This window comes from Streptomyces sp. NBC_00207 (assembly GCF_045160965.1).
Classification (GTDB): Bacteria; Actinomycetota; Actinomycetes; order Streptomycetales; family Streptomycetaceae; genus Streptomyces.
This window is the reverse complement of the sequence record NZ_CP130715.1, coordinates 4,097,363-4,117,633: the sequence shown is the minus strand read 5'-3', so window position 1 is coordinate 4,117,633 and position 20,271 is coordinate 4,097,363. Positions and strand designations below refer to the sequence as shown.

16 protein-coding genes are annotated in these 20,271 nt (G+C 72.8%); 13 read left to right on the top strand and 3 right to left on the bottom strand.

Annotated elements, in window-relative coordinates:
- Positions 1-64: 64 nt before the first annotated feature.
- The 10 genes from OG472_RS19495 to OG472_RS19450 all read left to right on the top strand — a co-directional run bounded on the left by OG472_RS19495 (position 65) and on the right by OG472_RS19450 (position 13,488).
- Complete coding sequence (locus OG472_RS19495) at positions 65-1,312, top strand: ubiquitin-like domain-containing protein (protein ID WP_401608888.1); 1,248 nt, start codon at positions 65-67, stop codon at positions 1,310-1,312.
- 79 nt (positions 1,313-1,391) lie between these two features.
- Positions 1,392-2,312, top strand: a complete 921-nt coding sequence (rsmA, locus tag OG472_RS19490) for a 16S rRNA (adenine(1518)-N(6)/adenine(1519)-N(6))-dimethyltransferase RsmA (protein WP_383577282.1) — start codon at positions 1,392-1,394, stop codon at positions 2,310-2,312.
- On the top strand, positions 2,309-3,220 hold the full coding sequence (locus OG472_RS19485) for a 4-(cytidine 5'-diphospho)-2-C-methyl-D-erythritol kinase (RefSeq protein WP_383577284.1): 912 nt from the start codon (positions 2,309-2,311) through the stop codon (positions 3,218-3,220). The genes rsmA and OG472_RS19485 overlap by 4 nt, the downstream gene beginning before the upstream one ends.
- 193 nt (positions 3,221-3,413) lie before the next feature.
- Positions 3,414-4,742, top strand: a complete 1,329-nt coding sequence (locus tag OG472_RS19480; protein ID WP_405941795.1) for an acyltransferase — start codon at positions 3,414-3,416, stop codon at positions 4,740-4,742.
- Positions 4,743-4,795: 53 nt separating this feature from the next.
- Complete coding sequence (locus OG472_RS19475) at positions 4,796-6,604, top strand: ABC-F family ATP-binding cassette domain-containing protein (protein ID WP_405941794.1); 1,809 nt, start codon at positions 4,796-4,798, stop codon at positions 6,602-6,604.
- A gap of 155 nt (positions 6,605-6,759) precedes the next feature.
- Positions 6,760-8,415: a PQQ-binding-like beta-propeller repeat protein gene (locus OG472_RS19470; RefSeq protein WP_405830460.1), complete on the top strand. Its 1,656-nt coding sequence runs from the start codon at positions 6,760-6,762 to the stop codon at positions 8,413-8,415.
- Positions 8,416-8,458: 43 nt separating this feature from the next.
- Positions 8,459-10,249 carry a PQQ-binding-like beta-propeller repeat protein gene (locus OG472_RS19465; protein ID WP_405941793.1) on the top strand — a complete coding sequence of 597 codons (1,791 nt, stop codon included), beginning with the start codon at positions 8,459-8,461 and terminating at the stop codon, positions 10,247-10,249.
- A 127-nt stretch (positions 10,250-10,376) separates the two neighbouring features.
- Positions 10,377-11,069: a response regulator transcription factor gene (locus tag OG472_RS19460; protein ID WP_383577333.1), complete on the top strand. Its 693-nt coding sequence runs from the start codon at positions 10,377-10,379 to the stop codon at positions 11,067-11,069.
- Between the two features lie 214 nt (positions 11,070-11,283).
- Entirely contained in the window at positions 11,284-12,243 is a 960-nt protein-coding gene (gene galE / locus OG472_RS19455) for a UDP-glucose 4-epimerase GalE (protein ID WP_401608695.1), read from the top strand.
- Between the two features lie 480 nt (positions 12,244-12,723).
- A complete protein-coding gene (locus OG472_RS19450) occupies positions 12,724-13,488 on the top strand; it encodes a LuxR C-terminal-related transcriptional regulator (protein ID WP_405941792.1) in 765 nt (254 codons plus the stop codon).
- Here OG472_RS19450 and OG472_RS19445 read toward each other — a convergent pair.
- A complete protein-coding gene (locus OG472_RS19445; RefSeq protein ID WP_030386194.1) occupies positions 13,447-13,944 on the bottom strand; it encodes a MarR family winged helix-turn-helix transcriptional regulator in 498 nt (165 codons plus the stop codon). The two genes, OG472_RS19450 and OG472_RS19445, sit on opposite strands and share 42 nt — an antisense overlap.
- Positions 13,945-14,105: 161 nt before the next feature.
- Between OG472_RS19445 and OG472_RS19440 the strand changes: the two genes are divergently transcribed.
- Together OG472_RS19440 and OG472_RS19435 are read left to right on the top strand one after the other, a co-directional pair.
- Entirely contained in the window at positions 14,106-14,963 is an 858-nt protein-coding gene (locus tag OG472_RS19440) for a trans-aconitate 2-methyltransferase (RefSeq protein ID WP_401608699.1), read from the top strand.
- Positions 14,964-14,965: 2 nt separating this feature from the next.
- On the top strand, positions 14,966-15,358 hold the full coding sequence (locus OG472_RS19435) for a VOC family protein (protein WP_319729240.1): 393 nt from the start codon (positions 14,966-14,968) through the stop codon (positions 15,356-15,358).
- A gap of 97 nt (positions 15,359-15,455) precedes the next feature.
- On the opposite strand, the gene OG472_RS19430 is transcribed toward OG472_RS19435, so the two are convergent.
- Complete coding sequence (locus tag OG472_RS19430) at positions 15,456-16,130, bottom strand: TetR family transcriptional regulator (RefSeq protein WP_401608700.1); 675 nt, start codon at positions 16,128-16,130, stop codon at positions 15,456-15,458.
- Complete coding sequence (locus tag OG472_RS19425; RefSeq protein ID WP_383577299.1) at positions 16,127-17,107, bottom strand: acyl-CoA desaturase; 981 nt, start codon at positions 17,105-17,107, stop codon at positions 16,127-16,129. The genes OG472_RS19430 and OG472_RS19425 overlap by 4 nt, the downstream gene beginning before the upstream one ends.
- 349 nt (positions 17,108-17,456) lie before the next feature.
- Between OG472_RS19425 and ppc the strand changes: the two genes are divergently transcribed.
- Positions 17,457-20,219: a phosphoenolpyruvate carboxylase gene (ppc, locus tag OG472_RS19420; RefSeq protein ID WP_361767259.1), complete on the top strand. Its 2,763-nt coding sequence runs from the start codon at positions 17,457-17,459 to the stop codon at positions 20,217-20,219.
- Positions 20,220-20,271 lie beyond the last annotated feature (52 nt).

Below are 20,271 nucleotides of genomic sequence, written 5' to 3'. Positions count from 1 at the left end.
GGCCGACACACTGGCCGCGCCCGGCTCGGGCCGCCGCCGGGCCGCGAGCCCGGCCGTCGCCGCCGTGGCACCCGCCCCCGCCGCTCCCGCCGCCCCGGCGGCTCCCGGGACCGGCCGCCGCGCCCGCGGCCGCGGGGCGCCCGCCGACGCCCCGGCCGTCGCGCCCGGCACCGGCCGCCGCCGCGCCGCCCGGGGCCGCGGCGCCCCCGCCGAACCCCCCGGCGGGAACTGGCGGCGGATCGTGCCCCAGGCCCTCGTCGTCGCCTTCCTCGCGGGCGGCACGACCGCGTTCGTCGCCGCAGACAAGTCCGTACGGCTCACCGTGGACGGGGTCCCGAGGAACCTGCACACCTTCGCCGGCGACGTCGAGGAACTCCTCGCCGCCGAAGGCCTCGGCGTCGGCCCCCACGACCTCGTCGCCCCCGCCCCCGGCGAACCCCTCGAAGACGGCGAGGAGATCGTCGTCCGCTACGGCCGCCCCCTGCGCCTGACCCTCGACGGGCAGCAGCGCCAGGTGTGGACCACCGCCCGCACCGTCGAGGGCGCGCTGCGCCAGTTCGGCATCCGCGCCGAGGGCGCCTACCTCTCCGCCCCCCGCAGCGCGCCCGTCCCGCGCTCCGGCCTCGCCCTGAGCGTGCGCACCGAACGCAGCGTCACCTTCATGGCCGACGGCCGCGAACGCACCATCCGCACCAACGCCGCCACCGTCCAGGAGGCCCTCGACCAGGCCGGCATCACCCTGCACGGCCAGGACACCACCTCCGTACCCCCCACCGCCTTCCCGCGCGACGGCCAGACCGTCACCGTGCTCCGCATCACCGGCACCCGCGAGGTCCGCGAGGAGCGCATCCCGTTCGAGACCGAGAAAGTCAAGGACCCCGACCTGTTCGCCGGCACCGAGGTCGTCGAACGCGCCGGCCGGCCCGGGGCGCGCCGGGTCACCTACACCCTCCGCACCGTCAACGGGGTCCGCCAGACGCCCCGCGCCATCGCCGACGAGGTCGTCCGCGAGCCCGTCACCCAGCTCGTCAAGGTCGGCACCAAACCACTGCCCAGCTCCGTCTCCGGCGCCGACGGCCTCAACTGGGCGGCCCTCGCCCAGTGCGAGTCCGGCGGGCGCCCCGCGGCCACCGACGCCTCGGGAACGTACGGCGGCCTCTACCAGTTCGACGTCCGCACCTGGCAGGGCCTCGGCGGCAGCGGCCGCCCCCAGGACGCGTCGGGCTCCGAACAGACCTACCGGGCGAAGAAGCTCTACGTGCAGCGGGGAGCGAGCCCGTGGCCCCACTGCGGCCGCAGGCTCACGTCGTAGCGGGCACGCCGGAACGCATCCACGAGCCGGACACCCGGTCCGGCTCGGGATCACCCGGCCGATCTGAGACGCTTTACCGGTGAGCACCGCAGAGCAGCAGCCCGAGAACCCCTCCTCCAGTACCCCCGGCACGTCCGACGCCCTCCTCGGCCCGGCCGACATCCGGGAGCTGGCCGCCGCACTCGGCGTACGCCCGACGAAGCAGAAGGGGCAGAACTTCGTCATCGACGCCAACACGGTCCGCCGGATCGTGCGGACCGCCGAGGTCCGCCCGGACGACGTGGTCGTCGAGGTCGGCCCGGGCCTGGGCTCGCTGACGCTCGCGCTGCTGGAGGCCGCCGACCGGGTCGTCGCCGTCGAGATCGACGACATCCTGGCGGCCGCGCTGCCCGCCACCATCGAGGCCCGCATGCCCGCGAAGAAGGACCGCTTCGCGCTGGTCCACTCCGACGCGATGCTGGTGACGGAACTGCCCGGTCCGGCGCCGACCGCGCTCGTCGCGAACCTGCCGTACAACGTGGCGGTGCCCGTCCTGCTGACCATGCTCGACCGCTTCCCGACCATCGAGCGGACCCTGGTGATGGTGCAGGCGGAGGTCGCCGACCGGCTGGCCGCCGAGCCCGGCAACAAGGTCTACGGGGTCCCCTCGGTCAAGGCCAACTGGTACGCGCACGTCAAGCGCGCCGGGTCCATCGGCCGCAAGGTCTTCTGGCCCGCCCCGAACGTCGACTCCGGTCTCGTCTCGCTGGTGCGGCGCACCGAACCGATCAAGACCACCGCCTCCAAGGCTGAGGTCTTCGCGGTCGTGGACGCGGCGTTCGCACAGCGCCGCAAGACGCTGCGCGCCGCGCTGGCCGGCTGGGCCGGCTCGGCGGCGGGCGCCGAGTCGGCGCTGGTCGCCGCCGGAATCTCGCCGCAGGCACGCGGCGAGTCCCTGACGGTGGAGGAGTTCGCCGCGATCGCCGAGAACAAGCCCGCGGCGGAGAGGCCCGCACTGTGAGCGCGCGCACCACGGGTGTGACCGTACGGGTCCCCGCGAAGGTCAACGTGCAGCTGGCGGTGGGCGCGGCCCGGCCCGACGGCTTCCACGACCTGGCCAACGTCTTCCTCGCCGTGTCGCTGTTCGACGAGGTCACGGCGACCCCGGCCGACACGCTCACGGTGACCTGCGAGGGCCCGGACGCCGACCAGGTGCCGCTGGACCGCACCAACCTCGCGGCGCGGGCCGCCGAGATCCTCGCGGCCCGCCACGGCATCGAGCCCGCCGTCCACCTCCACATCGCGAAGAACATCCCGGTGGCGGGCGGCATGGCGGGCGGCAGCGCGGACGGCGCGGGGGCCCTGCTGGCCTGCGACACCCTGTGGGGCCTGGACACCCCGCGCGCCGAACTCCTCGACATCTGCGCGGAACTCGGCAGCGACGTCCCCTTCAGCCTCGTCGGCGGCGCCGCGCTCGGCACGGGCCGCGGCGAGCTGCTGACCCCGGTGGCCGCGGGGGCGTTCCACTGGGTGTTCGCGGTGGCCGACGGGGGGCTGTCCACCCCGGCGGTGTTCCGCGAGTTCGACCGGCTCACCGCCGAGGTGGAGGTCCCGGAGCCGGAAGCCTCGCCGGCGCTGCTGGCGGCGCTGGCGTCGGGGGACGCGCAGACGCTGGCCGCCGCGCTGACCAACGATCTGCAGGCGGCGGCCCTGTCGCTGCGGCCCTCCCTGGCGGACACGCTGTCGGCGGGCACCGGAGCCGGGGCGCTGGCCGCGCTGGTCTCGGGCTCGGGCCCCACGACGGCGTTCCTGGTCGCGGACGAGGAGTCGGCCGCCAAGGTCGCTGCCGCGCTGGACGCCTCGGGCACCTGCCGTGCCACCCGCGTGGCGACCAGCCCCGCCCCGGGCGCCACGGTCCTGCCGTCCTGACCCGCGGGCCCGCTGCCGGGGGCCAGCCCCCGCACCCCGCGCCTCAAACGCCGGCGAGGCTTCAAGACCGGGGCTCCGCCCCAGACCCCGCGCGGAGCGCCGTAGGGGGTCTGGGGCGGAGCCCCGGTACCTAGGGCGGAGTTGAGTACCCGCACCCTGTCGGAGTCGCCGCGCCGGAGGCGACCGTGGCTGCATGACAGCCAGCGCACGCGACCTCGCCCTCGCCACCCCACCCGGTCGGGACCGGTACGTCGACCTGCTGCGGGTCGTCTCGCTCGGCACCGTCATCGGCGGGCACTGGCTGATGGCCGCCGTCAGCAGCGACGGCATAGGGAACCTGCTCGCCCTCGTGCCCGCCCTCCAGGTGCTCACCTGGGGCCTGCAGGTCATGCCCGTGTTCTTCTTCGTCGGCGGGTTCTCGCACGCCCTGTCCTACCGCTCCCTCGCCCGCCGCAGCGGAACGTCCGTCTACGCCGCCTTCCTCCGGGCCCGGCTCCAGCGGCTGTTGCGCCCCACCCTCGTCTTCGTCCTGGTGTGGGCCGCCGCCGCGCTCGCCGTGCAGCTCGCCGGCCGCGGCGACGGCCGGCTGACGGGGGCCGCGCTGCGCCTCGTCACCCAGCCGCTGTGGTTCATCGGGATCTACCTCGCGATGGTCGCCTTCACCCCGCCCCTGCTGAAGCTCCACGAGCGCCACGGCTGGGCCGCCTTCGCCGCCCTGGCCGGGGCGGCCGCACTGGTCGACGTACTGCGCTTCGCGTTCGGCGTCCCCTACGTCGAGTTCCTGAACTTCGCCCTCGTCTGGCTCGCCGTCCACCAGCTCGGCTTCCTCCGGGCCGACGGCCGGATCCGCCGGCCCGCCGTCCTCGCCGCCGCGGGTCTCGCCGGGGCCGTCCTGCTGGTGGCGTACGGCCCGTACCCGCTGTCCATGGTCGGGATGCCCGGCGAGAAGGTGTCCAACATGGCCCCGCCCACCCTCGCCCTGCTCGCGCACGGCATGTGGCTCGTCGGCGCCGTGCAGCTGCTCGCCCGGCCCGCCACCGGCCGGCTGGCCCGCCCCCGCGTGTGGCGCGGGGTGGTCGCCGCCAACGGCGTCGCCATGACCGCCTTCCTGTGGCACCTCACCGCCATGCTCGGCGTGTACGGGGCCCAGCTCGCCCTCGGCCTGGACCTTCCGGCCCCGGCCGGCGCCGCCTGGTGGGCGCAGGTCCCCGTACGGATCCTGGCGGCGGCCGCCCTGACGGCCGTGTTCGTCACGCTGTTCCGCCGCTTCGAGGCCCCGGCCGCGCCGCGCACCGGCCCGGCCGGCACCGCCGCCGGCCCCGTCGCCGCCCTCGGCATCACCCTCTGCCTCCTCGGCATCCTGGGCCTGTCCATGACCGGACTCGGCGGTCTGCTCGACGGCCACAGCGCCACCCTGATCGCCTTCCCCGTCACCGCACCGGTCGCCATCGGGATGGCCCTCGCAGGCGCCCTGCTCGTGGAACGGTCAGCCCCGGCCCGGAGCGTTAGGCTGGGGGGCTGATCCACACCCTCCCCCAGAGTCCGTCCGGGGGTACCCCACCTGGAGCGCGTCTGATGGCCGTCAATCTGGTCAATGTCGAGGCAGTCAGCAAGGTGTACGGCACACGTACCCTGCTGGACAGCATTTCCCTCGGCGTGTCCGAGGGGGACCGGATCGGCGTCGTCGGCCGCAACGGCGACGGCAAGACCACCCTCATCCGGATGCTCGCCAAGCTGGAGGAGCCGGACACCGGACGGGTCACCCAGTCCGGCGGCCTGCGCATGGGCGTCCTCACCCAGCACGACTCCCTCGATCCCAAGGCGACCATCCGCCACGAGATCATCCGGGACATGGCCGACCACGAGTGGGCCGGCAACTCCAAGATCCGCGACGTCCTCACCGGACTCTTCGGCGGCCTCGACCTGCCCGGCTTCGGCCAGGGCCTCGACACGGTCATCGGCCCGCTCTCCGGCGGCGAGCGCCGCCGCATCGCCCTCGCCAAGCTGCTCATCGCCGACCAGGACCTGCTGATCCTCGACGAGCCCACCAACCACCTCGACGTCGAGGGCATCTCCTGGCTGGCCAAGCACCTCCAGGAGCGCCGCTCCGCACTCGTCTGCGTCACCCACGACCGCTGGTTCCTCGACCAGGTCTGCACCCGCATGTGGGACGTGCAGCGCGGTGACGTGCACGAGTACGAGGGCGGCTACAGCGACTACGTCTTCGCCCGCGCCGAGCGCGACCGCATCGCCGCCACCGAGGAGTCCAAGCGGCAGAACCTGATGCGCAAGGAGCTGGCCTGGCTGCGCCGCGGCGCCCCCGCCCGGACCTCCAAGCCCCGCTACCGCATCGAGGCCGCCAACGAGCTGATCGCCGACGTGCCGCCGCCGCGCGACACCAGCGAGCTGATGAAGTTCGCCAACGCCCGCCTCGGCAAGACGGTCTTCGACCTCGAGGACGTCAGCGTGCACGCCGGTCCGAAGGAACTGCTCAAGCACCTCACCTGGCACCTGGGCCCCGGCGACCGCGTCGGCCTCGTCGGCGTCAACGGCGCCGGCAAGACCTCCCTGCTGCGCGCCCTGGCCGAGGCCGCCCGCACCCAGGGCGACGTCCAGCCCGCCGCCGGCAAGATCACCGTCGGCAAGACCGTCAAGCTGGCCTACCTCTCGCAGGAGGTCGGCGAACTCGACCCGTCCCTGCGGGTCCTGGAGGCCGTCCAGCGCGTCCGCGACCGCGTCGACCTCGGCAAGGGCCGCGAGATGACGGCGGGCCAGCTGTGCGAGCAGTTCGGCTTCACCAAGGAGAAGCAGTGGACGCCGGTCGGCGACCTCTCCGGCGGTGAGCGGCGCCGGCTGCAGATCCTGCGCCTGCTGATGGACGAGCCCAACGTCCTCTTCCTCGACGAGCCCACCAACGACCTCGACATCGAGACCCTGACCCAGCTGGAGGACCTCCTCGACGGCTGGCCCGGCTCGATGATCGTGATCTCCCACGACCGGTTCTTCATCGAGCGCACCACCGACACGGTGATGGCGCTGCTCGGCGACGCGAGCCTGCGGATGCTGCCGCGCGGCCTCGACGAGTACCTGGAGCGCCGCCGGCGGATGATCGAGGCGGCCTCCCCGGCGCCCGTCCCGGCCACCGCCGCCGCGGCGGCGAAGACCGCCGCCTCGGTGGACTCCCGCGCCGCGAAGAAGGAGCTCCAGAAGATCGAGCGGCAGCTCAACAAGCTCGCCGACCGCGAGGGCAATCTGCACGCCCAGATCGCCGAGAACTCCACCGACTACGACAAGGTGGCCAAGCTCGACGCGGAGCTCCGCGAACTGCTCTCGGACCGCGACGATTTGGAGATGCGCTGGCTCGAGCTGGCCGAGGAGGCCTAGGCATCCTCACCCGGCCGGGCCAACTGGCGGGATAACGACGGCATCACGGGCCGGTCCTCCCTTGGGAACAGGGGGTGGACCGGCCCGGTGTTCGAGTGCCGTCAGTGATAGAAAGGTCATCCTCCCCGACCCGCCGAAGCCGAAAGCGTGCGCTGATGACCGAGCCGCCCCAGCCGCCGAACCAGCCACCGGCTCCCTCCGGTTACGGTCACCTGCCCGGCCCGCCGCAGCAGGGGTACGGATACCCGCAGGGCGAGAACCCGTACGCGCAGCAGGCCCCGTACGCGCAACAGCCGCCCACCGTCCAGCAGCAGCCGCCGGGCCACGCCTACCCGCCGCCGCCCGGGATGCCCACCGTGCCCGTCGCGCCCGCCGTCGCCGGCGGTCCCGGGATGCCGCCGAAGAAGAAGCGGACCGTGCTGATCGCCGCCTCGGCCGCCGCAGCCGTCCTCGCCGTCGCGGTCATCGGCTACGTCGGCTTCGCCGGGTCCGACGAGGACCCCAAGCCGCCCGTGGCGCAGGAGTCCACCGACGCCAAGCCCTCCGGCTCCCCTTCCGTGGACCAGGGCGACGGCAACGGCAACGGCACCGGCGAGCAGGCCGACCTCAACTCCGGCCGCAAGCAGGGCGAGGACAAGGTCCTCTGGCTCAAGACCGCCAAGGTCGACGGTCCCGGCATGGGCGTCGAGTCCGCGGGCCAGTGGGTCGTCGGCGACACCGTCGTCAAGAGCGTCTGGAAGTCCCTCAGCGGCTACGCGGTCACCGACGGCAAGGAGAAGTGGACGCTTCCCTTCCCCGCCCCGGTCTGCTCCGTCGCCCGGGGCACCACCCCCGAGGGCAAGACGGCCGTCATGTACCGCGACGGCGAGGGGGAGAACGCCACCTGCACGCAGCTGCGCGTGGTCGACCTCAAGACCGGCAAGGAGGTCTGGTCGAAGGAGGTGCCCAAGGAAGGGCTCTTCGACCTCTTCACCAGCCCCACCCTGGCCATGATCGGCGACACCGTCGCCGTCAGCCGCGGCGGCACCGCCAGCGCCTTCAAGATCAGCAACGGCGACAAGCTCTTCGGGAGCGCCATGGGCACCGGCTGCAAGCCCGACGGCTACGAAGCCGGCAACGGCAAGATGATCGCCCTCGCCACCTGCAGCGACGCGGACGCCAGCGCCGAGGTCCACGGGGTCGACCCCGTCACCGGCCAGAAGGCCTGGGCCTTCCGGCTCCCCAAGAAGTTCAAGGTCACCAGCATCTACTCGGTGGACCCGCTCGTCCTCGACATCGGCAACGAGGAGGCCAAGCAGCGCTCCATCGTGGTCCTGGGACCCGACGGGAAGCAGACCGCCACCCTCGCCGGAGAGGGCAGCTTCGCCGTCGGCTGCGGCGACACCGGGCTCTTCCGGGCCCTGACGACCTGCCCCTCGGCCGTCGTCGACGCCGGCACCCTGTACCTGCCCACCGCGGCGGAGGCCGGCAAGGCCAACGAGATCGTCGCCTTCGACCTGGCCTCCGGCAAGGCCAAGTGGCGCACCCCGGCCGGCGACAAGCGCACCCTGACCCCGATCAAGGCCGCCAACGGGCAGCTGATCGCCTACCGCAAGGCCGAGGAGGACCAGGGCGGCGAGGTCGTCTCCATCCCGGCCGGCGGCGGCACCCCCACCGCACTCCTGCGCCACCCGTCGGGCCCGGCCGCGCCGATCGAGAGCTCCTTCCGCACCCCGAAGCTCGACTACGTGGACGGACGGTTCTTCATCTCCACCTCCCGTCTGCAGGCCAAGGGCACGGACGAGAAGCTCCTGATGGTCTTCGGCAAGTGACAACGCGTCCAAAGAGCAGCCCAGCGAGAGGCAAGAGCAACCGATGAGTACCCCGCCGCCCCCCAGCCAGCCGCCGTCCGGCGGCTTCGGCGCGCCGCAGGATCCGCCCCCGGCCCCGGCCGGGGGGCAGCCCGCCCCGGGCGGGTTCGGCGCGCCCGTGCCGCCGGCCGGACCCCCCGCCCCGCCGGCCGGACCGCCCGCACCCGCGCAGCAGCCGGACGCGCAGCCCGCGTACGGCTACCCGCAGACCGGGCCCGGCTACGGCTACCCGCAGCAGCCCGGCACCCCGCCGCCCTTCGGCGCCCCCGGCACCCCGCCGCCCTTCGGCGCCCCCGGCACCCCGCCGCCCTTCGGCGCTCCGGGTGCCGCGGCCCCCGCGGCCCGGCCCCCGGCCGGCGGCGGCAACGACAAGCGCACCCAGCTGATGATCGTCGGCGCGGCCCTGCTGGCCATCGTCCTCATCGTCGGCGGCGGCCTCTGGTACGTCTCCGGCGACGGTGAGGGGAAGAAGGACACCGCGGACAGCGGCCCCGCCAAGCCGGGGGACGACAAGTCCCAGGCCGGTGCGGGCGGCAGCGAGAAGGTGCCCTCCAACACCAAGTCGAAGGTGCTGGTCAACCAGCCGAGCCCGACCCCGGACGAGATGGTCCAGGTCCCCGGTTCCTGGCTGACCGAGTCCACCTACATCAAGTCCGACGTCTACAAGATCGTCGGCTACAACACCGTCGACGGCGCCATGAAGTGGGAGGTCCCCCTCCCCGGTGAGCTCTGCGGAGCCTCCCGGCACGTCTCCGACAACAAGACGGCGGTGATCTTCCGGCCCGCGAAGCCCACGCCGGAGGTCAAGTACCCGTCGTGCACCGAGGTCGGCGTCATCGACCTGAACGCCGGCAAGCTCCTGTGGACCGGCCAGGCCAAGGGCGCCACCAGCGGCGACAAGCCCGTGTCCTACTACGAGGTCACCCTCAGCGGGCAGACGGTCGCCGCCGGCGGCCCCTCGGGCGGCGCCGCCTGGAACCTCGCCGACGGCAAGTCCCTGTGGCTGCCCAAGGTCGACGGCGAAGGCTGCCGCGACGTCGGCTACGGCGGCGGCGAGGCCCTCGCCGTCATCCGCAGGTGCGGCCAGAGCTCCAGCCCGACCCTGTACGCGCAGGCCCTCGACCCGACCACCGGCGCACCGCAGTACTCGTACAAGCTCTCCGCGGGCATCGAGAACGCCGGCATCGTCTCCACCAAGCCGCTGATCGTCTCCGCCGACGTCGGCAAGACCGCCAAGAACGCCAGCGGCGTCAGCGACCTCTTCGTCCTCGACGCCGCGGGCCAGCTGAAGACGAAGATCTCGCTCTCCTCCGGCACCTTCGGCGGTGAGTGCCACACCGAGGTCGAGCGGTGCGCCGGCATGATCGTCGGCAACGGCAAGCTCTACCTGCCCTCTTACGAGCACCAGGGCAAGGACGCCTACGGCAAGACCAACGAGCTGCTCTCCTTCGACCTGGAGACCGGCAAGCAGACCACCGACCGCGCCGACGCGGGCGAGCGGTACAAGCTGTACCCGCTGCGCATGGACGGGTCGAACATCATCGCCTACAAGGAGCCCCCTTACGACAAGGGCGGCCAGGTCGTCAGCATCGACGGCAAGACGATGAAGGAAACCGTCCTGATGGAGAACCCGTCGGACAAGACGACCCAGCGCATCGAGACGGCCTACTCGCCCGGCTACCACGAGTACCGCTACCACAACGGCAAGCTGTTCCTCGCCCGTACCGCGGTCAAGAAGCCGTACTCGGCCACGTCCGACCCGGAGTTCATCTTCACCGCCTTCACCGCGAGCTGATCCGCCCGCACACCGCCGCAAGCCCCCGGAAGGTCCGCCTTCCGGGGGCTTCTGCGCGGTATCCCCCGCGCACCGTCGAACAAGCGTGTAGCTTGCCGGGTCAGAAGGGTGGGGGGTGGGTACCGCAATGGGCGTACGGGTCGTGGTGGTCGACGAGCACCGGCTGCTGGCCGAGGCACTGGCCTCTGCCCTGAAACTGCGCGGCCACCGGGTCCTGGCGGCAGCCGCCCCGGCCGCGGGCGCCGCCGAGCTGGTCATCGGACGGGCCCCGGAGGTCTGCCTGTTCGGGACGGCCACCCCCGCCGAGGCCGGGGTCTTCGAGCCCGTCGTCCGCATCAAGCGGGAGCGTCCGCAGATCGCCGTCGTCGTCCTCGGACCGGTGCCCAGCCCGCGCGGGATCGCGGCCGCCTTCGCCGCCGGCGCCTCCGGGTACGTACGCCAGGACGAGCGCATCGAGGGCGTGGAGCGGGCGCTGGCCAAGGCGCGGGCGGGCGAGGTGGCGATCGCCCCGCAGCTGCTGCAGGGTGCCTTCGCCGAGCTCCTGAACCCCGCAGCCCAGCCCGACGACGAGGGCAGCCGGCTGCTGCGCCTGCTCACCCCGCGCGAGGTGGAGGTGCTGGTGCGGGTCGCCGAGGGCGAGGACACCCGGCTGATCGCCGCGGGCATGGAGATCGCGCCGAGCACCGCCCGTACGCACGTGCAGCGAGTGCTGATGAAACTGGGCGTGGGATCGCGGCTGGAGGCGGCCGCGCTGGCCGCCCGTACCGGCCTGCTGGACCGGGCGCTGCCGGTGCGGCCGGCCGCCGCCGTGCGGGACTGACGGACCGGCGCGGGACCGATGGGCCGCACGGGCCCGCCGGCAGGGCGAGCGGCCGTGGGCGGTCCGGGTGTGGCCGGGTGTGGCCGGCTGCGCTCCGGGTGCGGGCCCGCCGGTTGCCCGCCGCCGATTTCCCCGCGGGCGCCGAATCGGGTAAGCCAGTGTCCTAGCACGCGCACGCTCCCGCGCGTGCTCCCCCGCGAGAGGCAGTAGGCGAGTGAGCAAGTACCTGGTAACCGGTGGCGCCGGATACGTCGGCAGCGTGGTCGCGGCCCACCTCCTGGAGGCCGGCCACGAGGTCACCGTCCTCGACGACCTCAGCACCGGCTTCCGCGTCGGCGTCCCGGCGGGCGCCGCCTTCATCGAGGGCCGCATCCAGGACGCCGCCCGCCACCTGGACTCCTCCTACGACGCGGTGCTGCACTTCGCGGCCTCCTCGCAGGTCGGCGAGTCCGTCGTGAACCCGGGCAAATACTGGGAGAACAACGTCGGCGGCACGCTCGCCCTGCTCGGCGCCATGCGCGAGGCGGGCGTGCGCAAGCTGGTGTTCTCCTCCACCGCCGCCACCTACGGGGAGCCGACGGAGGGGCTGCTCACCGAGGCCTCGGTGACCGCGCCGACCAACCCGTACGGCGCTTCGAAGCTGGCCGTCGACCACATGATCGCGGGGGAGTGCGTGGCGCACGGCCTGGCCGCGGTGTCCCTGCGCTACTTCAACGTGGCCGGGGCCTACGGGGAGTTCGGCGAGCGGCACACCCCCGAGACGCACCTGATCCCGCTGGTCCTGCAGGTCGCGCTGGGCGAGCGCGAGTCGATCTCGGTGTTCGGCGAGGACTACCCGACCCCGGACGGCACCTGCGTGCGCGACTACATCCACGTCGCCGACCTGGCGGAGGCCCACCTGGCCGCCCTGCGGGTCGCCGCCGGGGGCGAGCACCTGATCTGCAACCTGGGCAACGGCAGCGGGTTCTCGGTCCGCGAGGTCGTCGAGACCGTCCGCAAGGTCACCGGCCGGGAGATCCCCGAAGTCGTCGCCCCGCGCCGGGCCGGCGACCCCGCGATGCTGGTCGCCTCCGCGCGCACGGCCCACGAGCGCCTCGGCTGGACCCCGAGCCGCTCGGACCTGACCGGCATCATCACGGACGCGTGGAACTTCGCGCGCACCCACACCTCCTGACCCACGGGTAGCCCCCCGGAACACCGCTGCCCTGCGCGCCCCCCGCACCCTGCCCGGTGCGGGGGGCGCGTGCGTTCGGGCCGTGCGCTGCGGCCGGGCGCTGTGCGCGGGCGCCCGGCGTGCACACGCCGGGTGAATTACCCCCCGTGCAACTGCCCATGGCACGCGCCGGTGCGGAGGCCGCCATCCGGACCTCTGGTGCGGGTGATTTCAAGCCACCGTAAAGGCAGTTCAGAACGGCTGCGCCGGAAAATCGCTGGGAAAACTTCTGCTATTCGGCCAACCGTGAGCAGCCCCCGGCCCTACGCTGATGCGTGACACCGGTGGGGGCCGGTGTTGATTCAGGGGTCGAGACAAGTCGGGTACGGCGTCCGGTCCGGGGTAGTGCAGAGGTGTCGCGGCGGCGGCCGGGGCAGCTGCGGATCACCCGGTCCGGGCGCCGTACCCGCCGTCGTCCGTTCCCCTACCCTTGGGGGTTTTGTGGTTCGTATCCGGGTTCTCGTCGTCGACGATCACCGCATCTTCGCCGAATCGCTCGCAGCCGCGCTCGCGGCCGAGCCGGACGTGGACGTGTCCGCGGCCGGCAGCGGCCCCGCCGCGCTGCGCTGTCTCGAACGCGCGGTGGCCGAGGGCCGCCGCTTCGACGTCCTGCTGGTCGACGCCGATCTCGGCGTGGTCGCCGGGGCCGTGCCCGCCCAGCGGGAGCCGGGCTCCGGGCCGCCGCCCGGCTCGGACGGGATCGCGCTGGTCGCCGGGGTGCGGGTGACCCACCCCGGGGTCCGTACGGTCGTGCTCGCCGAGCGCGACGACCCCCGCCGGGCCGCGCACGCGCTGCAGGCCGGGGCCTCGGGCTGGGTGGCGAAGGACTGCTCGCTCTCGCGGCTGCTGGCCGTCATCCGCGGGGTCCTGCGGGAGGAGACCCACCTGCCGCCCGCGCTGCTGACCGGAGTGCTCCGGGAGTTGACCGCGGCGCGCAAGCACCGCACGGACAGCGAACGGCTCGTGGAGTCGCTCACCCCGCGCGAACACGAGGTGCTGCGCTGCATGGTGGCGGGCCTGGGCCGCAAGGACGTGGCCGCACGCCTGTTCCTGTCCCCGCACACCGTCCGCACCCACATGCAGAACGTGCTGGGCAAGCTCGGTGTGCACTCCACCCTGGCGGCGGTGGCGCTGGCCCGGCGGGCCGGCGTACGACCGGCGGACCTAGCCGGGGATGTTGTCGAACGGAGCGGTCAACTGGCGTAGCAGCCCGGCGAGATCGCCGCGCTGGTTCTGTGAGAGCTGGGCCAGGATCGCCCGCTCCTGCGCCAGCAGCCCGGCGAGGGCCTGGTCCGCACGGTCCCGGCCCTCGGGGGTGAGCCGCACCAGGACCCCCCGGCGGTCGCTGGGGTCCGGGAGCCGCTCGACGAGGCCCTTCTTGGCGAGCCGGTCGATGCGGTTGGTCATGGTGCCGGAGGTGACCAGGGTCTGGGTCAACAGCTGGCCGGGGGAGAGCTGGTAGGGCGCGCCGGCCCGGCGCAGGGACGTCAGGACGTCGAACTCCCACGGCTCCAGGCCGTGCTCGGAGAAGGCCAGCCTGCGGGCGCGGTCGAGGTGGCGCGCGAGCCTGCTGACGCGGCTCAGTACCTCGAGCGGTTCCACGTCGAGGTCAGGGCGCTCGCGCCGCCATGCCGCCACCAGTCGGTCGACCTCGTCCTCCATGCGGATCAGTGTAAGGGGTCTGTCGACGTGAAGTCTCTTCATACCAAGTATCTTGATCACAAGTATCTTGACATCGAGATATAAATCGCGCGAGCATGGGGCATGGAGGGGGCCGGAACAGATTCCGCTTCCGACCGCCCCGCCAGCAGGGAGGCTCGAACATGTATTCCGATACCGCGCACTCCGGGACCCCCACGTCCACCGCGCCCTCCGCTCCCACCTGGGATCCCCAGCAGTACCTCCGGCACGCAGGCCATCGCACACGGCCCTTCCTGGACCTCCTCACCCGCATACCCGAGCTCCCCGGCAAGCCCGCCCGCATCGCCGACCTCGGCTGCGGCCCCGGCAATGTGACCGCGCTCCTCGCCGACCGCTGGGCCGGCGCCCGCATCACCGGCTTCGACCTCTCCCCGGAGATGCTCCACCGCGCCAACCAGGAGCACGCCGGGCCCACCAGCGGCGGCGGCAGCCTCGACTTCCGCCACGGGGACCTCGCCGGCTGGCTCCCCGAGGAGCCCTACGACCTGATCGTGTCCAACGCCGCCCTGCAGTGGGTCCCCGGCCACGCCGGCTCCTTCGGCGCCTGGATCAACAGCCTGCGCCCCGGCGGCACCTTCGCCTTCCAGATCCCCGGCAACTTCACCGCCCCCAGCCACGCCCTGCTCGCCGAACTGTGCGACACCCCGCGCTGGCGGGCCCGGCTCGCCGGCCACGGCGCCCGCTACATCCACATCCTCGAACCCGCCGAATACCTTGCCCGGTTCACCGCGCTCGGCTGCTCCGCCGACGTCTGGGACACCACCTACCACCAGCTGCTCCAGGGCCCCGACCCCGTACTCGACTGGGTCAAGGGCACCGCCCTGCGGCCCGTCCTCACCGCCCTCGGCGACGACCGCGAAGCCGCGGACGCCTTCCTCGCCGAATACCGCGACCGGCTGCGCGTGGCCTACCCGGCCGGGCCCCGCGGCACCGTCTTCCCGTTCCGCCGGATCTTCGCCGTCGCCCGCAAGGAGGCCTGACCGTGCTCACCGCCGTCGACCACGTACAACTCGCCGCGCCGCCGGACTCGGAGGACCGGCTCCGCGCCTACTACACCGACGTACTGGGCATGACCGAGATCCCCAAACCGCCCGTCCTCGCCGCGCGCGGGGGCTGCTGGTTCGCCGCCGGGCCCGTACAGCTGCACCTCGGCATCGAGGAGGACTTCCGGCCCGCCCGCAAAGCCCATCCGGGGCTGCGGGTGACCGGGATCGAGGCCTACGCGAGCAGACTGGAGGAGCGGGGGGCCAAGGTCGTCTGGGACGACGACCTGCCCGGCCACCGCCGCTTCTACTCCGAGGACCCCGTCGGCAACCGGCTCGAATTCCTGGAAGAGCACAGCCTGGAACAGCAGGCCCTGGAAGAGTGCGGCTGACCGGACCGCACCACACGACGGCGCCCCGCCACCGAGGATCCGGTGACGGGGCGCCGTCGTGTGGTGCGCTGCGGTGCTCAGCACTCGAAGCCGGCGCTCAGCTCTTGCGGCGGCCCACCAGCTGGGGCTTCGACTCCAGCCCGTCCAGCCCGTGCCAGGCCAGGTTCACCAGGTGCGCGGCCACCTCGGCCTTCTTCGGCTTGCGGACGTCCAGCCACCACTGCCCGGTCAGCGCCACCATCCCGACCAGCGCCTGCGCGTACAGCGGCGCCAGCTTGGGGTCAAAGCCCCGCGCCTTGAACTCCAGACCCAGGATGTCCTCGACCTGCGTGGCGATGTCGCTGATCAGCGAGGCGAAGGTACCGGTCGACTGCGCCACGGGGGAGTCCCGGACCAGGATCCGGAAACCGTCCGTGTACGACTCGATGTAGTCCAGCAGCGCGAACGCCGCCTGCTCCAGCAGCTCCCGCGGATGCCCGGCCGTCAACGCCCCCGTCACCCCGTCCAGCAGCTGGCGCATCTCCCGGTCCACGACCACCGCGTACAGCCCCTCCTTGCCCCCGAAGTGCTCGTACACCACCGGCTTGGACACCCCGGCCTTCGCCGCGATCTCCTCCACCGACGTGCCTTCGAAGCCCTTTTCGGCGAACAGGGTCCGGCCGATGTCCAGCAGTTGCTGGCGCCGCTCCGCGCCCGTCATCCGAACCCGGCGGCCGCGCCTGGGCTTGTCGCTGCTGGAATTACCGCCGTCGATCGCCACGTCCCCCATCATGCCGCTTTCGCGTCGCTTTCCCTGCGCCGGGCGTCGATGCGGGCCGCCGACGGCCAGCGCACGTCCGTGGCCCAGCCCAGCTGCTCGAACCAGCGGATCAGCCGCGCGCTCGAGTCGACCTGGCCGCGCAGCACACCGTGCCGCGCCGAGGTCGGATCGGCGTGGTGCAGGTTGTGCCAGGACTCCCCGCAGGAGAGCACCGCCAGCCACCACACGTTGCCGCTGCGGTCCCGGGACTTGAACGGCCGCTTGCCCACCGCGTGGCAGATCGAGTTGATCGACCACGTCACGTGGTGCAGCAGCGCCACGCGCACCAGCGAACCCCAGAAGAACGCCGTGAACGCACCCCACCAGGACATCGTCACCAGACCGCCCACCAGCGGCGGGATCGCCAGCGACAGCATCGTCCAGAAGATGAAGTCGCGCGAGATCCGCCGGATCGCCGGATCCTTGATCAGGTCGGGCGCGTACTTCTGCTGATCGGTCTGCTCCTCGTCGAAGAGCCAGCCGATGTGCGCCCACCACAGCCCCTTCATCAGGGCCGGCAGCGTCTCCCCGAACCGCCACGGCGAATGCGGGTCGCCCTCGTGGTCCGAATACTTGTGGTGCTTGCGGTGATCCGCCACCCAGCGCACCAGCGGCCCCTCCACCGCCATCGAACCCATCACGGCCAAGACGATCCGCAGCGGCCGCTTCGCCTTGAAGGAACCGTGCGTGAAGTAACGGTGGAAACCGATGGTGATCCCGTGGCAGGCCAGGAAGTACATGAAGACCATCAGGCCCAGGTCCAGCCAGCTCACCCCCCACCCCCACGCCAGCGGGACGGCCGCCAGCAGGGCCACGAAGGGGACGGTGATGAACAGCAGCAGAGCGATCTGCTCGATGGACCGCTTGTTCTCGCCGCCGAGCGTCGCGGACGGCGCAGAGGTGTCGGAGGGCGCCGCGGCACCCTCGATCAGATCGGGACTGGTGGTCATGGGGTCCCCTGGGGGGTGAGAGAAGTCGGCAGGCTCCCTGGCTACGGCGAACCCTACGGACCCGTAACCTACGGCATCGTAAGTATGGCAAAGCCGGGTCCCGGGGCAAGAGGAGCGCGACCGGGGCGCGACGCACACGCCGACCGTTCACGCGCCGCCTGGTGAGACGTCTGCCCAGGCACACGCGCCGGACACCTATCCTGGTCCCGTCGGACAGCGCGGTCCGCACGGGCAGCCCGAGCTGCGCATCAGGAGCGACGATCCCCCGGACGGAGTCCGCAGGGCATCGGAGCGCGCGGCCGGCCGCCCACCGCCCAGTAGCGCTCGAACACTGCAAGGAGCCGCACCTGTGAGCAGTGCTGACCAGGCCCCCCAGGGCCAGGCCCCCGTCACCCCGGCCGCCACCGCCAACGCGGAACTGCGCGCGGACATCCGCCGCCTCGGCGACCTCCTCGGGGAGACCCTCGTACGCCAGGAGGGCCAGGAACTCCTCGACCTCGTCGAAAAGGTGCGCGCCCTCACCCGCACGGACGGCGAGGCCGCCGCCGAGCTGCTCGGCGACACCGACCTGGAGACCGCCGCCAAGCTCGTACGCGCCTTCTCCACCTACTTCCACCTCGCCAACGTCACCGAGCAGGTGCACCGCGGCAAGGAACTGCGCGCCCACCGTGCCGCCGAGGGCGGGCTCCTCGCCCGCACCGCCGACATGCTGAAGGACGCCGACCCCGAACACCTGCGCGAGACGGTCAAGAACCTCAACGTCCGGCCCGTCTTCACCGCACACCCCACCGAAGCGGCCCGCCGCAGCGTCCTCAACAAGCTGCGCCGCATCGCCGCCCTCCTGGAAGAGCCCGTCACCGGCGCCGGCGACCGCCGCCGCCACGACCTGCGGCTCGCCGAGAACATCGACCTCGTCTGGCAGACCGACGAGCTGCGCGTGGTCCGCCCCGAGCCCGCCGACGAGGCCCGCAACGCCATCTACTACCTCGACGAGCTGCACGCCGGCGCCGTCGGCGACGTCCTCGAAGACCTCGCCGCCGAGCTCCAGCGCGTCGGCGTCGAGATCCCCGCCGGCACCCGCCCCCTCACCTTCGGCACCTGGATCGGCGGCGACCGCGACGGCAACCCCAACGTCACCCCCGACGTCACCCGGGACGTGCTGATCCTCCAGCACGAGCACGGCATCACCGACGCACTCGAACTCATCGACTTCCTGCGCGGCCTGCTCTCCAACTCCATCCGCTACACCGGGGCCACCGAGGAACTCCTCGCCTCCCTCCAGGCCGACCTCGAACGCCTCCCCGAGATCAGCCCGCGCTACAAGCGGCTGAACGCCGAGGAGCCGTACCGCCTCAAGGCCACCTGCATCCGCCAGAAGCTCCTCAACACCCGCGAGCGCCTCGCCAAGGGCACCCCGCACGAGGAAGGCCGCGACTACCTCGGCACCGCCGAGCTGCTCACCGACCTCACCCTCATCCAGACCTCCCTGCGCGAGCACCGCGGCGCCCTCTTCGCCGACGGCCGCATGGACCGCACCATCCGCACCCTGGCCGCCTTCGGCCTCCAGCTCGCCACCATGGACGTGCGCGAGCACGCGGACGCCCACCACCACGCGCTCGGGCAGCTCTTCGACCGCCTCGGCGAGGAATCCTGGCGCTACGCCGACATGCCCCGCGACTACCGCGGCAAGCTCCTCGCCAAGGAACTGCGCTCGCGCCGCCCGCTGGCCCCCACCCCCGCGCCCCTCGACGCCGCCGGCCAGAAGACCCTCGGCGTCTTCCTCGCCATCAAGGACGCCTTCGAGAAGTTCGGCCCCGAGGTCATCGAGTCCTACATCATCTCGATGTGCCAGGGCGCCGACGACGTCTTCGCCGCCGCCGTCCTCGCCCGCGAAGCCGGCCTCATCGACCTCCACGGCGGCTGGGCCAAGATCGGCATCGTCCCGCTCCTGGAGACCACCGACGAGCTGCGCGCCGCCGACGTCATCCTCGACGAGATGCTCGCCGACCCCTCCTACCGGCGCCTCGTCTCCCTGCGCGGCGACGTCCAGGAGGTCATGCTGGGCTACTCCGACTCCAGCAAGTTCGGCGGCATCACCACCAGCCAGTGGGAGATCCACCGCGCCCAGCGGCGGCTGCGCGACGTCGCCCACCGCTACGGCGTCCGGCTGCGCCTCTTCCACGGCCGCGGCGGCACCGTCGGCCGCGGCGGCGGCCCCTCCCACGACGCGATCCTCGCCCAGCCCTGGGGCACCCTCGAAGGCGAGATCAAGGTCACCGAACAGGGCGAGGTCATCTCCGACAAGTACCTCGTCCCGTCGCTGGCCCGCGAAAACCTCGAACTGACCGTCGCGGCCACCCTGCAGGCCTCCGCCCTGCACACCGCGCCCCGCCAGTCCGACGAGGCCCTCGCCCGCTGGGACGCGGCCATGGACACCGTCTCCGACGCCGCCCACGCCGCATACCGCGCACTCGTCGAGGACCCGGACCTCCCGGCGTACTTCTTCGCCGCGACCCCCGTCGACCAGCTCGCCGACCTCCACCTGGGCTCGCGCCCCTCCCGCCGCCCCGACTCGGGCGCCGGCCTCGACGGCTTGCGCGCCATCCCGTGGGTCTTCGGCTGGACCCAGTCCCGCCAGATCGTCCCCGGCTGGTACGGAGTCGGCTCCGGCCTCAAGGCCCTGCGCGAAGCCGGACAGCAGGACGCCCTCACCGAGATGGGCGAACGCTGGCACTTCTTCCGCAACTTCCTGTCCAACGTCGAGATGACGCTGGCCAAGACCGACCTGCGGATCGCCCGCCACTACGTCGACACCCTCGTACCCGACCACCTCAAGCACGTCTTCACCCGCATCGAGGCCGAGCACGAGCTCACCGTCAACGAGGTCCTGCGCATCACCGGCGGCAGCCGACTCCTGGACTCCAACCCGGTCCTCCAGCAGACCTTCGCCGTCCGCGACGCCTACCTCGACCCCATCTCCTACCTCCAGGTCTCCCTCCTGGCCCGCCAGCGCGCAGCCGCCGCCCGCGGCGAAGAGGCCGACCCCCTCCTCGCCCGCGCCCTGCTGCTCACCGTCAACGGCGTCGCCGCGGGCCTGCGCAACACCGGCTGAGCCCCCGGACACGACGGAGCCCCCGCACCGGCCGGTACGGGGGCTCCGTCGT

Coding starts and splice junctions, on each gene's coding strand:
- OG472_RS19480 (WP_405941795.1), top strand. CDS start 3,414: ATGACAGCCAGCGCACGCGACCTCGCCCTCGCCACCCCACCCGGTCGG.
- OG472_RS19475 (WP_405941794.1), top strand. CDS start 4,796: ATGGCCGTCAATCTGGTCAATGTCGAGGCAGTCAGCAAGGTGTACGGC.
- OG472_RS19470 (WP_405830460.1), top strand. CDS start 6,760: ATGACCGAGCCGCCCCAGCCGCCGAACCAGCCACCGGCTCCCTCCGGT.
- OG472_RS19465 (WP_405941793.1), top strand. CDS start 8,459: ATGAGTACCCCGCCGCCCCCCAGCCAGCCGCCGTCCGGCGGCTTCGGC.
- OG472_RS19460 (WP_383577333.1), top strand. CDS start 10,377: ATGGGCGTACGGGTCGTGGTGGTCGACGAGCACCGGCTGCTGGCCGAG.
- OG472_RS19445 (WP_030386194.1), bottom strand. CDS start 13,944: ATGGAGGACGAGGTCGACCGACTGGTGGCGGCATGGCGGCGCGAGCGC.
- OG472_RS19440 (WP_401608699.1), top strand. CDS start 14,106: ATGTATTCCGATACCGCGCACTCCGGGACCCCCACGTCCACCGCGCCC.
- OG472_RS19430 (WP_401608700.1), bottom strand. CDS start 16,130: ATGATGGGGGACGTGGCGATCGACGGCGGTAATTCCAGCAGCGACAAG.
- OG472_RS19425 (WP_383577299.1), bottom strand. CDS start 17,107: ATGACCACCAGTCCCGATCTGATCGAGGGTGCCGCGGCGCCCTCCGAC.